9 protein-coding genes are annotated in these 12,336 nt (G+C 56.1%); 8 read left to right on the top strand and 1 reads right to left on the bottom strand.

The genetic code is table 11. The annotated features are described in order from the left end of the window. Positions 1-26 precede the first annotated feature (26 nt). The 4 genes from rnd to RO22_RS19995 are packed head-to-tail and all read left to right on the top strand — an operon-like array spanning position 27 to position 2,552. Positions 27-1,160, top strand: coding sequence for a ribonuclease D (gene rnd / locus RO22_RS19980; protein ID WP_041159207.1), 1,134 nt, complete (start codon positions 27-29; stop codon positions 1,158-1,160). Next, the gene (locus tag RO22_RS19985) at positions 1,160-1,474 is read left to right on the top strand and encodes a YcgL domain-containing protein (RefSeq protein ID WP_041159208.1); all 315 of its coding nucleotides are present in this window, start codon (positions 1,160-1,162) and stop codon (positions 1,472-1,474) included. Before rnd ends, RO22_RS19985 begins: the two co-directional genes overlap by 1 nt. Positions 1,475-1,486: 12 nt before the next feature. After that, the gene (locus RO22_RS19990) at positions 1,487-2,065 is read left to right on the top strand and encodes an ACP phosphodiesterase (protein ID WP_041159209.1); all 579 of its coding nucleotides are present in this window, start codon (positions 1,487-1,489) and stop codon (positions 2,063-2,065) included. Between the two features lie 31 nt (positions 2,066-2,096). Continuing rightward, positions 2,097-2,552: a YcgN family cysteine cluster protein gene (locus RO22_RS19995; RefSeq protein WP_041159210.1), complete on the top strand. Its 456-nt coding sequence runs from the start codon at positions 2,097-2,099 to the stop codon at positions 2,550-2,552. 15 nt (positions 2,553-2,567) lie between these two features. Here RO22_RS19995 and RO22_RS20000 read toward each other — a convergent pair whose 3' ends face one another. Next, positions 2,568-4,670, bottom strand: coding sequence for a S9 family peptidase (locus RO22_RS20000; RefSeq protein ID WP_041159211.1), 2,103 nt, complete (start codon positions 4,668-4,670; stop codon positions 2,568-2,570). Between the two features lie 62 nt (positions 4,671-4,732). On the opposite strand from RO22_RS20000, the gene RO22_RS20005 reads away from it, so the two are divergent. From RO22_RS20005 to hrpA, 4 genes are all read left to right on the top strand, one after another. After that, entirely contained in the window at positions 4,733-5,158 is a 426-nt protein-coding gene (locus RO22_RS20005; RefSeq protein ID WP_041159212.1) for a hypothetical protein, read from the top strand. Between the two features lie 63 nt (positions 5,159-5,221). After that, positions 5,222-6,001, top strand: a complete 780-nt coding sequence (locus RO22_RS20010) for a class II glutamine amidotransferase (protein WP_041159213.1) — start codon at positions 5,222-5,224, stop codon at positions 5,999-6,001. 212 nt (positions 6,002-6,213) lie between these two features. Then, positions 6,214-7,884 (top strand): AMP-binding protein, encoded by a 1,671-nt coding sequence (locus RO22_RS20015; protein WP_027958453.1) that lies wholly within the window; start codon positions 6,214-6,216, stop codon positions 7,882-7,884. A gap of 305 nt (positions 7,885-8,189) precedes the next feature. After that, entirely contained in the window at positions 8,190-12,224 is a 4,035-nt protein-coding gene (gene hrpA / locus RO22_RS20020; RefSeq protein ID WP_041159214.1) for an ATP-dependent RNA helicase HrpA, read from the top strand. Positions 12,225-12,336: the final 112 nt, after the last annotated feature.

The raw sequence follows: 12,336 nt of genomic DNA on the forward strand, positions 1-12,336 counted from the left end.
TTTAGTATTTGCGCCAACCTGGAAGAATGCTTTTGTCCTCTCTGACCCCCTCTTATCAATGGCTTGATACTCCAGAGGCGCTCGATGCAGCGTGTGAGCAAGTAGCCGATGCTTCTGTAATTGCTCTGGATACCGAGTTTTTCCGAGAGAACACGTTCTTTCCAGTGCCGGCGTTGGTTCAATTCACCGCGGGGGAAGAGGCTTATCTGATTGATCCGGTAGCCGTCCCGTGTACTGATAAATTCCGAGCCCTGCTGCAAAATAGTGCTATCAAGTTACTGCACGCCTGCAGCGAAGATCTAGAAGTCTTCCAGCACTGGGCAGGTGTATTGCCGGAACCGTTAATCGATACTCAGGTAGTACAAGGATTTTTAGGCGAAAATCCTGGAATGGGGTATCAAAAGCTGGTCGAATTTTGGGTCGGCGAAACCCTGCCTAAGGAAGAGACCCGCTCAAACTGGCTATTACGCCCGCTGTCGCCTGCGCAGTGCCAGTACGCTGCTCTGGATGTGATCTATTTGTTAAAAGTCTGGACGCTCCAGGCTGAAAAACTCGCCATGTTGGGGCGGCGTGAATGGGTAGACGCTGAGTGTGCTAGCTTAATTGAACAGGCGGGCCGCAGCGTCGATAACGACCAGCAGTGGTATACCCGTCAACGCCAATTGTGGCGCTTGACGCCCCGGCAAATGGAAGCGTATCGGCTGATGACCACCTGGCGTGAAGGCGAGACACGCCGTCGTGACTTGCCGCGCAACTGGTTGATTAGCGACAAGCTGCTATTTGCGATTGCCGAAAAGATGCCCAGTAATCGCTTCGAGCTTGCTGAGGTGGAAGGCGTTAAACCGATGCTGATCAAAAAAGAGGGCGACGCACTGCTGGCAATGGTCAAACAGACCCAGCACTGTGATGAAGAGGCGCTGCCCAAGCGTTGGCCAGACCCCATGCACCCGACGTTCAAATCACGCTTTAAAGCACTCAAGAAGGCGGTAACCGCTAAAGCTAATGACTTGGGTGTGGCACCGGAAATGCTCATGCGCCGCCGTGATATTGAAACACTGGTGATGCAGGACTTGGCAGGGGAACCTCTCACCTGGCCGACCGGTTGGCGTGGCGAATGTCTGAATGGCGCGTTGGCCCAGGCCCTTGAGGAGCGAGCATAATGAGCGACAAGCTGATTTGCGAGGTTTTTAAAAGCTCGCGTAAAGATGAAATGTATTTATATGTCGATAAGCGTCAAGGATTTGCAGACGTCCCTGCGCAATTACTTGAAACCTTCGGCAAGCCTGTACCGGTGTTTACCATGCTGTTGACCGCTGACAAAAAATTGTCACGGGTTAATGCGGCAGACGTGGTGGAAGGGATTAAAGACAAAGGGTTCTACCTGCAAATGCCGCCGCCGAAAGAGGCCTATTTGCTCGACGTGCATCGTGCCCATGTGGCTTCGCGCTCTGATGTCTGCTCTGACGAACAGTAGCGCCATCTGGTTATGAATTTTCTTGCCCATGCATGGTTGGTGAGCGCTGGTAGCGATGATTTCCTCTACGGCAATTTAATTGCTGATGGCGTTAAGGGGCGCAATTTGGCCGATTGGCCTGCTGCTACTGCACTGGGCATTCACCATCACCGCCGGGTAGATGCCTGGGTGGATAGTCATCCTAGCGTTGTTAATGCACGGCGCCGTGCGCCAACGGGGCAGCGGCGCTATGCGGGGATAGCCCTGGATATGGTGTGGGATCATTTTCTGGCTCGAGATACGGCAGGGCAGGCGGATCAGGACGCGATTATTGAGCGCTGTTATCGACTGCTCTCCGCCCGTACCGCGCCGAACCGGCTGGCCGGTATGATGCCGATTCTCGTCGAGCAGGACTGGCTAAGAGGCTATGCTGACTTTGCGTTTACCTGCCGGGCCGTTGCCGGGATTGGGCGGCGTTTGTCTGGCCCCAATCAGTTGGCTGCTTTAGTGCCTTGGCTGTACGACGATTATCAAGCGTTAGAGGCCGATTTCCAGACCCTATGGCCCGAACTATTGGCTGAATTAAGCCACCAAGATACACCCCCATCATAATGAGTTTTTCGTAATAATGAGCCAGGAGACGATGGAGACCGCAATGCGCGAACGTTTTTGGGAGCGCTTTACCCTCGAAGAGTTGACGCCCCAGGAGTGGGAAGCGTTATGCGATGGCTGTGGGCAGTGCTGCCTGCTAAAGTTGCACGACGAGGATACTCAGGAGTTAGCAGTACTGAACGTTGCTTGTCGCTTGCTGGATATTCACAGTTGCCAGTGCAGCGATTATGCGAACCGCTTTGAAACCGTTCCCGATTGCACCCAACTGACGCCTGCCTTGGTTAAAGAGTTTACCTGGCTGCCGCAGAGCTGTGGTTATCGGCGGGTGGCTGAAGGGCGCAAGTTGGCGGGTTGGCATCCGCTGTTAAGCAATGATGCCGAGCGGGTTCACCGCAAAGGCGTCAGCGTACGCAGCTTTGCGGTGTCCCAAGATGAGGTGCCCGAGCAGCAATTGGAGTCGCATATTATTGCCGTGCTGCCGATGTAGTTCCCTACGAGCACTTTACTCAGCAGTTGAAGATGCTGGCGAGTGCAGTCCCAGCGCCCAGAGAATAAACGCGTCTTGGCGGGCGGTATCGCGCCACGCTTTGAATCGACCGGATGCGCCGCCGTGGCCGCTGCTCATATCGGTACGCATCAAAATCGGCGCTGAACCCAGCTGCTGTTGTGCCATCTGGGCATAAAACTTGGCGGGCTCCCAGTAGCTGACACGGGTGTCGAACCAACTGCCCTCAATCCATAGTGCAGGGTATATCTGCGCTTTAATGTTATCGATAGGTGAGTAAGCGGCTATTCGCTCGGCGACCTCTGGTTCTTCAGGGTTGCCCCACTCGCTGTACTCTGCGGTCGTCAGAGGCAGCTCCGGGTTCTGCATCGTGCGCAGCACGTCTAAGAAGGGCACGTCTAGCAGAGCGGCGCAAAACTTTTCCGGGGCACGATTAATGCAGGTGCCGACCAGCAGCCCGCCAGCGCTGGCACCATAGGCCGCTACGCGCTGTGCATCACTGACACCTTGCTCCACAAGCGCTTCCCGGGCGGCCAGGAAATCGTCAAAGCTATTCTCTTTGTGGGCCATCTTGCCGTTTAAATACCAGGGTTCGCCGCGCTCGCCGCCGCCACGCACATGAGCAACGGCAAAGGCCGCACCGCGCTCAAGCAGTTCCAGCCGGGCGATCGAGAACCAGGGGTCGAGAGCCTCACCGTAAGCGCCGTAGCCATACAGCAGCGTGGGTAAGGGCTGATCCGCCAGGTCGGCGCGCATCACCACCGATACGGGCACTTGCTCACCGTCGCTGCTGGTGGCCCAAAGGCGGCGACTGATTAGCTGTTCCGGCTGTAAATTGCCGTAAACAGGTACCCGCTTCAGCAGCGTTCGCTCGCCGCTGGTTAGATCGAGTGAAAACCAGCTGGGCGGCTGGGTAAACGACTCTTCGCGCAGGCGCACTACCTGAGTATCGAAGTGCGGGGCATCTTCCAGCATCTGCGAGCAGGGTTGTTCAGGCAGTGCCAGGGTCTCATCTAGGGTGCAGCTATGCTGGGCATCGAAAAGCAAACGCCGCAAATGCACTTGCGCTTGGGCATGGTCACGCTCAGCCAGCATCAGCCCCCAAGAGAACGCATCAACGCCTTCCAGGGTGGCTTCTTCACGGTGGGCGATTAACGTTTGCCAATTCAATTGGAGCTGACCAAGCTGACTTTCGGGCAGGAAGTCGAGCTGGAAGTGAGCACCTGCCTGGTTATGCAGGCGGTAAAAGCTGCCTGGCCGGTGATCAATGCTGTACTCGACCCCCGCCTGGCGCTGCTGAATACACAGCGGGGCTGAATCAGGAGAGTGAGCGGCCAATAGGTGAATTTCACTGGTGTCTTTTGAGCCGCTTTCTAGCAGCAGCCACGACCGCGAGCGCGTTTTGCCAATACCGAGCCAAAACTCAGGATCCTCTTCCCGTAGCACCAATACTGGCTCATTTGAAGCGTCAGGCTCCATCAGCGAAAGCGAAAGCCGCCAAACGCTGTCGGGGCGCTGAGTGTCGTCAAACCGCGTGAACAGCAGCGTCGCTGTAGTGGCAGTTTGATCTTCTGCCCAGCAAAGCCCCGCACCAATATCGCTTAATAGTTGCACGGGCGTTCCGTTAGGCAGCGCTTTCAGCCACAGAGTAAAACGCTCGTCGCCTTGAGTATCTTCTGTCCAGGCCAACCACTGCTCATCGGGAGACAGCGCCATATCGCCCATGTCGTAAAAGTCGTGCTCAGCAGCACGGGCTCTAACGTCGAAAAAGCATTCCTGTTGTTCAGGCTGACGATTGGGGTGGCGCCACCAGCAGGGGTAATCATCCTCGGCACCGGTCTCGTTCCAGAACGTGAAGTGGTCAAGCGTTGTCTTAAGGCTGGTCACGGCTAATTCGCGGCGCGCAAGGTGACTCTGGTATAACGCTTCCTCCAACGGGGCAAGCGGGGCAAACCAATCGGCTTGTTGCTGATTGGCGGCCTCTAAAAAGGCGCTGACCTGTGGGTCATCGCGCTCTTCTAACCAGTGCCATTGCGGGTCATTAGCGCGATAATAGCGTGCAGCGGGTAAGCCTGAAGGTATGCCTTGCTGTGCTTTCATAAATTGATAGGTACCATAACGGGAAATCAACGTCGGGTGAGCTCACCCATATGAGGGGTATTATGCTGTTTGCAAATTCAACGCCACTACTGTGGTTGAGTTATTACGGGCTGTCGCTGTTAGTGATTGTCGCAGTCTACTTTGCGTTCACTTTTCTGCCTCGCTTGCCACGTCTTGTACTGACCTGGATGGTGGCAGGGGCGATATGGGCACCCGCCACTTTCCGGCTGCCGCTAATAGAAGAGGGTGAATTCTATACCGGTTGGGCACCTTCGGCGATGGTGGCGGCGGTTGGGTTTTTAGAAAACAACGGCGCAGCACTTCGTGGCGGGCTAATGTGGCTGGTGTTAGGGATGGCATTAGGCGCGCTGATTGGCGTTGCTCTGTGGTGGTGGCGCCGTCCTGGGGACGATGAGTATGTCGCCCAGGAAGAAGAGAGTGCCGATGAAGGCGAATCACCACGCCGTCGCGAACCGGTGATTGGTTAATGGCTGTGTTTAGGTTCCATGCTTTTGCAGAGAGCGCCGGGTGTCTATGTATTGGTAAAGCGTATGTGTGAACTACTGGGTATGAGCGCCAACGTGCCCACCGATATCTGTTTTAGCTTTTCGGGCTTTTTGCATCGCGGTGGGGGCACCGGCCCTCATCGCGATGGTTGGGGAATTGCCTTCTACGAAGAGGGCGGTTACCGCGATTTTCGCGACCCCCATCCTTCCGTCGATTCCCCTATCGCCCGGCTAATTTGCGATTACCCGATTAAGTCCAATGTGGTGATCAGTCACATTCGCCAAGCCAACGTGGGGGGCGTAAAGCTTGCCAATACCCACCCTTTCACGCGCGAAATGTGGGGGCGACCCTGGTGCTATGCTCACAATGGGCAATTAAGTGGCTGGGAGCGTTTAACGTTAGGAGACTACACCCCGGTTGGCAGCACCGATAGCGAGTACGCCTACTGCTGGTTAATGGGGGAGCTTCGCCGTGAATTTCCTTCCCCGCCCGCTGATCCCGCAATGCTGTGGGAGCGCTTGCACCAGCTATGTGAGCAGCTAAGAGCATTGGGCGTGTTCAATATGTTGCTCTCCGATGGCGATTACTTATATACATTTTGCGCCACGAAGCTTGCGCATATTACCCGCTGCGCGCCCTTCGGCGAGGCGGAACTCTCCGACGCCGAGATGACGGTGAATTTTGCCGAACATACCACGCCTGACGACATCGTTTCAGTGATTGCCACTGAACCGCTCACGCACAATGAAGCCTGGCAGCGCATGGTGCCGGGTGAGCTATTGGTCTGGCGCGATGGAGAAATTCAGGCGCGTTACTGTCCATAAAGAAACGATCTACTAAATTGGAATGAGGGACGCAGCAGAAAATCAAGTGAGCCCGACTATGGGCTAAAGTTGAAACGTCAGTTTCAATCGATCGTTTTACAGCCTGTTAGAGGTCGTATATCGTTGGGCTTCTTAACCTATTTTTTCAGATAGAGCCTAGCGACAACAACAAGGTCGGTGACTTACGCCGACGCCAATAGCGGAGATTGCCCATGAGCGAACACGCCAACGCCGCCGTTTTACGTGGCCCAGCGCTTGAAGGGTTGGATCAGTACGATTCAGTCACGGATGTTTTTCATAACGCAGTAACACGCTTTAAGGACAAGCCAGCTTTTTCCTGTATGGGAAAAACGCTCTCTTTCGCTGATCTTGACCGCCTCTCTGCAGACTTTGCTGCATGGCTACAGCATGAAACCGACCTCGTTCCCGGTGATCGTATCGCCATCCAGTTGCCCAACGTACTGCAGTTTCCTGTGGCGGTATTCGGTGCACTGCGCGCAGGCTTGGTAGTGGTCAACACCAACCCGCTATATACAGAGCGGGAAATGGCCAACCAGTTCAAGGACTCCAACGCTAAAGCCATTGTGATTTTGGCCAATATGGCGGACAAGCTGGAGAAAGTGCTCGATAAAACAGATATCAAGCATGTGCTCGTCACCCAGCTAGCTGACTTGCACGATGTGCCCAAGCGCTGGTTAATCAATGCAGTGGTCAAGCACGTTAAGAAAATGGTGCCTGCTTATTCACTGCCCAGTGCGGTTGGCTTCCGTGATGCGCTAAAAAAAGGTGCCTCGCTAAGTCATACCGAGGTCAAGAGGAGCCCCGACGATTTAGCCGCGCTTCAATATACCGGTGGCACCACGGGTATGCCAAAAGGCGCAATGCTGACCCATCGCAATCTCATCGCCAATATGCTGCAAGCGCGGGAAGCGATTGGTACTCATCTGACCGATGGCGAAGAGTTGGTTATCGCACCGCTACCGGTTTATCACATCTATACCTTTACGGTTAACTGCCTGTTCCTAATGGAAACCGGTAACCACTCTTTGCTGATCACTAATCCTCGCGACCTGGATGGTTTTATCAAAGAGCTCAAGGGGGTGCCCTTTAGCGCTTTTATCGGCCTCAATACGCTGTTTAATGCGCTATGTAATCGCGACGATTTCAAGCAGCTCGATTTTTCCAAATTGAAACTGACGATCTCCGGCGGCATGGCGCTGACCAAAGCAGCGGCGCAGCGTTGGGAAAAAACCACCGGTTGCCCAATTGCCGAGGGGTATGGTCTGACCGAGACTTCTCCCATTGTTAGCTTCAACCCGACCGATGCGATCCAACTGGGCACTATCGGTAAGCCCGTGGCAGGCACCGCGGTAAAAGTCGTCGACGCCGATGGCAACGACGTGGCATTGGGCGAGCCGGGAGAACTGTGCGTGCAAGGGCCACAGGTGATGAAAGGCTACTGGCAGCGTGAAGATGAAACCCGTGACGCCATCGATGAGGATGGCTGGTTCCGCACCGGCGACATCGCTGTGCTGCAGGATGATGGCTATATCCGCATTGTTGATCGCAAAAAAGATATGATCCTGGTCTCTGGCTTTAATGTTTATCCCAACGAAGTTGAAGATGTGGTGGCAGCCCACCCGGATGTGCTTGAGTCTGCCGCGGTCGGTGTGCCAGATGAAAATGCTGGCGAAGCCATCAAGCTGTTTGTGGTAAGTAAAAATGACCAGCTAGATGAAAAAACACTACGCGACTGGTGCAAAAAAGAGCTCACTGGCTACAAAGTGCCGAAATTCATAGAGTTTCGCGATGAGCTGCCCAAAACCAACGTGGGTAAAGTACTCCGCCGTCAGCTGCGTGACGAAGAGCCCTCAAAAACGTAATCAGATAGCCATTAATAAACACTCGATTAGTGGGCGAGGGCAGGTTGTAACAAGGGTCTTTCGCCATGGCCGGAAAATATTCCTGACAATTCCGGCATTTCCGCCATCCATGGCGGTCAGATGGCGAAAGTAGCGCCCACGGATGGGTTCACAGCGCCCTTGTGGAAACCTGGGCTCGCCCGCTTCCTGCTTGCTTTGTGGTTAGGCGTCGCGGAGCTGAAAGCGTTACACTATACGACCCGCTCAATTGAGCGGGTTGATTTTTTATAACTCTTACTAATATCTCTTGTTAAATGCCCAAGCGAATGGAAGCCGACTCAATCGTGACCACCGACACATCCCCAGCCCCCACCGATAGTCAACGTCTTGCGTCGCTGAAACAGGCCGCGGGCGATGTGATGCTGCGCGATGCAGAGCGGCTGGAGCGCCGGCTGGCTGGTTTAAACCGTCGCCTACGTGATAGCAAACCGATTAGCCGTGGCTTGGACGAGGTGCAGCGCGAGCTTGGTCGTGCCCAGCAGCAGCTCAGTCAGCGCGAAAGCCAAAAGGTCGCCTTCAATTACCCGCCAGAATTGCCGGTGGTCGAACGCCGGGAGGATATTGTCAACGCCATCCGCGATCATCAGGTCGTGGTGGTGGCGGGGGAGACCGGCTCAGGCAAAACCACCCAGCTGCCTAAAATGTGTTTGGAACTGGGCCGAGGCCGCCGTGGCTTAATTGGTCACACTCAGCCACGCCGCCTAGCCGCCCGCAGTGTCGCCAGTCGCCTGGCGGAAGAGCTGGAAGTCTCTTTGGGTGAGCAGGTGGGCTATCAGGTGCGCTTCACCGACCAGAGCAGCCCGACGACCCTGGTCAAACTGATGACCGACGGGATTTTGCTGGCCGAGACTCAGCATGATCCGCTGCTGCTGCGTTACGACACCATCATTATTGATGAAGCCCACGAGCGCAGCCTGAATATCGACTTTCTACTCGGCTACCTCAAACGTTTGCTCCCCAAGCGGCCCGATCTAAAAGTCATCATTACCTCGGCGACTATCGACGTAGAGCGCTTTGCCAATCACTTCGGCACCGCCAAGGCGCCTGCACCGGTGGTGGAAGTCACCGGGCGTACCTACCCCGTTGAAGTGCACTACCGGCCGCTGGTACGCGACGAGGACGATGAAGAAGACCGCACGCTGCAAGAGGGTATTCTGCACGCGGTGGAAGAGATTGAAGCCGTTGAGCGCGAAAAAGGCTGGTTGCATGGCCCTCGCGATGTGCTGGTGTTTTTACCTGGTGAGCGCGAAATTCGTGAAACCGCCGATACCCTGCGCCGCGCCGAGCTGAAAGGCACTGAAATTCTGCCGCTCTACGCGAGGCTCTCCAACGAAGAGCAGAACCGCGTGTTTGCGCCGCACCGCGGTCGGCGCATTGTACTCGCCACCAACGTCGCGGAAACGTCGCTGACCGTACCCGGTATTCGCTACGTGATCGACCCCGGCCTCGTGCGTATCAGCCGCTATAGCTACCGTTCCAAGATCCAGCGACTGCCGGTAGAAGCGGTTAGCCAGGCCAGTGCCAACCAGCGTAAAGGGCGCTGTGGGCGGATTGCCGAAGGCGTGTGCATTCGCCTCTACAGCGAAGAGGATTTTCTATCCCGGCCCGGCTTTACTGACCCTGAAATCCAGCGCACCAACCTTGCCTCGGTGATTCTCTCGATGCTGGGGCTCAAGCTCGGCGATATCGAGGCCTTTCCGTTTGTTGATCCACCGGATAGCCGCTTTGTTAAAGACGGCTTTCGACTGCTGTTCGAGCTGGGGGCGGTGGACGACAAGCAGCGCCTTTCTCCGCTTGGGCGTAAGCTGGCGCGGCTGCCGATTGACCCGCGCTTGGCGCGAATGGTGTTGGCGGGTGCCGAATTCGGCAGCCTTCGCGATGTGCTGATCGTCGTCTCGGCGCTAGCCATCCAAGACCCCCGCGACCGACCGGCGGATAAGCGCCAAGCGGCCGACCAAGCTCACCTGCGCTGGCATGATCCGGATTCCGATTTTGTCGCCTTGCTGAACCTTTGGCACGGCATTGAGAATGCCCGTGAGGCGCTTTCAGGTAATCAACTGCGCCGCTGGTGCCGCGAGCACTACATCAACTACCTGCGCATGCGCGAATGGCACGACACCTTCCGCCAACTGCGCCAACTGCTGCGCGATATGGATATCGACGTGCCCGCGCCGCCGCCCCGTAATGAAGACGAGAGCGAAGAACAGGCGCGTCAAACGCGGCGTAAAACGTCGGGCAAGGTGCATCAGGCGCTACTCTCGGGGCTGCTCTCTAATCTGGGGACGTTGGTGGAGAACCGCGAGTATCTCGGCGCCCGCAATCGCAAGTTTATAATTCATCCAGGCTCAGGGTTGGCCAAGAAGTCGCCCAAGTGGATCATGGCGTTCGAGATGGTGGAAACCTCCAAGCTGTTTGCCCGCACCGTGGCCAAAATCGATCCCCAGTGGATTGAACCCCAGGCGCAGCACCTGGTTAAACGCAGCTACAGCGAACCGCATTGGGAAATGAAGCGCGCCCAGGTAGTGGCCTTTGAACAGGTCACGCTGTTTGGTCTGCCGATTGTGGCGCGGCGCAAGGTACATTACGGGCCAATCGCGCCCCAGGAGTCCCGGGAGCTGTTTATTCGCCGTGCGCTGGTGGAAGGGGAATTTCACACCAAAGGTGCCTTCTTTGCTCATAACCGCGCGTTGATCGACGAAGTCGAAGCGCTGGAAGATCGCGCTCGGCGGCGAGATATTCTGGTCGATGAAGACACGCTCTATGACTTTTACGACCAGCGGATCCCGGCGGAGATAGTCAACGGCAAGGGCTTTGAGCACTGGCGCAAGCAGGCCGAGCAGCAAGAGCCACAATTACTGCATTTCGATATTGATTCACTTAAAGCGCGCGACGCGGAGGACGTTACCCAGGCGCAGTATCCTGATCATTTGATTCTGGCGGGCGTCGCGTATCCGGTAAGCTACCACTTTGACCCCGAAGCCGAGGATGACGGTGTTACCCTGACCGTTCCCGCTGCAATGTTGCCCCAGGTGCCGGTGCATGCTCTGGAGTGGTTGGTACCTGGGCTGCTGCGTGAAAAGTGTATTGCGCTTCTGAAGTCACTGCCGAAAAGCATCCGCCGCCAGGTGGTGCCGATTCCTGATTGGGTGGATGCGGCGCTGGAAACCCTGGTGCCCGATCAGCGCCCGTTAACCGAGGCCTTGGGGGAGTTCATTCGCCGCCGTACATCGACGCGGGTGCATCCCGACGACTGGCGCCTCGACGTGCTCGAACCGCATCTGATCATGAATATTCGCGTGGTCGATCACGCGGGCGAAACCTTAGGGCAGGGGCGCGATCTGCGTGCTTTAGAGCAGCGCTTTGAAGCGGCAGCCAGCGCAGGCGCCCAGGCACTGGCTGAACAGGTTAGCCAAGAGCCCGCTGTGGCCGGGCTACCCAAGACGCCGCTGCCCGCTTCGCGCGTTACCACCCAGGCAGGTATTCGCGTAGAGGCGTATCCTGCCCTGGTCGCTGAAAGCAGGATTGCGAAAACCAGCGGTCTTGACGCCAGCGAGTTCAAGGTGGCGTTGTTTGATCACCCTGCAAAAGCTGACGCTGCCCACCAGGAGGGCATCGCTCGGCTGGCAATTGCCAAGCTACCTGAACAGGTTAAAGCGATTAAACAACTGCCGGGTGTTGAGAAGTGCGCGCTACTGTTCGCCAAAGTGGGTAGTAAACAAGCTTTGATCGACGATCTGCTGCTTGCGGTGTTTACCCAGGTGATTGCTCAGCACCCCCTGCCGCGCTCGGAAGGCGAGTTTAGCCAGCGACTAAACGCTACTCAGGGTCAGCTTGTAGACGAAGCGAAAGCACTGCTGGTACGCGTAGAGGCCGCGCTAAAAGGGCATCTGGCGGTCAGTAAGGTGCTCAAAGGGAAGCTTAATTTTGCTCTGGCGCTGGTGTATAGCGATGTTAGCGCGCAGATGCAGCGTCTGGTCTATCCAGGCTTTATTCGCGATGCGGGCGCTTGGCTGGACGAATACCCGCGCTACACCGAGGCGGCGCTCATTCGGCTTGAAAAAGCCGCCCGTGAGCGCGGTCGCGATCAAATGATGATGCAAGATGTCCAGGCATTAGAGGCCCGCTTTGATGCCCGCCGCGAAAGCGAGCGACGCGGAAGGGTGGAAGATCCTGAATTGGTCGCTTTTGGCTGGTGGCTGCAGGAGCTTAGAGTATCGCTATTTGCACAGCAGTTGGGGACTAACATGGTGGTGTCGGTAAAACGATTGGAAAAACGCTGGCAAGAGATCACTAGCGTTTAGCTAGGGGTTGAAAAAAGTTGCTGGAAAAACCGCTATTTTACGCACACAGTAACGTGATGGGTTCGCCGTAAGTCGCACGCTACATTGATGGCCGTTCACGTCGGCAAGCCGC

The sequence above is a fragment of the Halomonas sp. KHS3 genome, from assembly GCF_000830495.1.
GTDB classification, from domain to species: domain Bacteria; phylum Pseudomonadota; class Gammaproteobacteria; order Pseudomonadales; family Halomonadaceae; genus Vreelandella; species Vreelandella titanicae.

Excerpts from the sequence above, each read along its gene's own strand:
- rnd (WP_041159207.1), top strand. The coding sequence starts at position 27 with ATGCTTTTGTCCTCTCTGACCCCCTCTTATCAATGGCTTGATACTCCA.
- RO22_RS19985 (WP_041159208.1), top strand. The coding sequence starts at position 1,160 with ATGAGCGACAAGCTGATTTGCGAGGTTTTTAAAAGCTCGCGTAAAGAT.
- RO22_RS19990 (WP_041159209.1), top strand. The coding sequence starts at position 1,487 with ATGAATTTTCTTGCCCATGCATGGTTGGTGAGCGCTGGTAGCGATGAT.
- RO22_RS19995 (WP_041159210.1), top strand. The coding sequence starts at position 2,097 with ATGGAGACCGCAATGCGCGAACGTTTTTGGGAGCGCTTTACCCTCGAA.
- RO22_RS20000 (WP_041159211.1), bottom strand. The coding sequence starts at position 4,670 with ATGAAAGCACAGCAAGGCATACCTTCAGGCTTACCCGCTGCACGCTAT.
- RO22_RS20005 (WP_041159212.1), top strand. The coding sequence starts at position 4,733 with ATGCTGTTTGCAAATTCAACGCCACTACTGTGGTTGAGTTATTACGGG.
- RO22_RS20010 (WP_041159213.1), top strand. The coding sequence starts at position 5,222 with ATGTGTGAACTACTGGGTATGAGCGCCAACGTGCCCACCGATATCTGT.
- RO22_RS20015 (WP_027958453.1), top strand. The coding sequence starts at position 6,214 with ATGAGCGAACACGCCAACGCCGCCGTTTTACGTGGCCCAGCGCTTGAA.
- hrpA (WP_041159214.1), top strand. The coding sequence starts at position 8,190 with ATGGAAGCCGACTCAATCGTGACCACCGACACATCCCCAGCCCCCACC.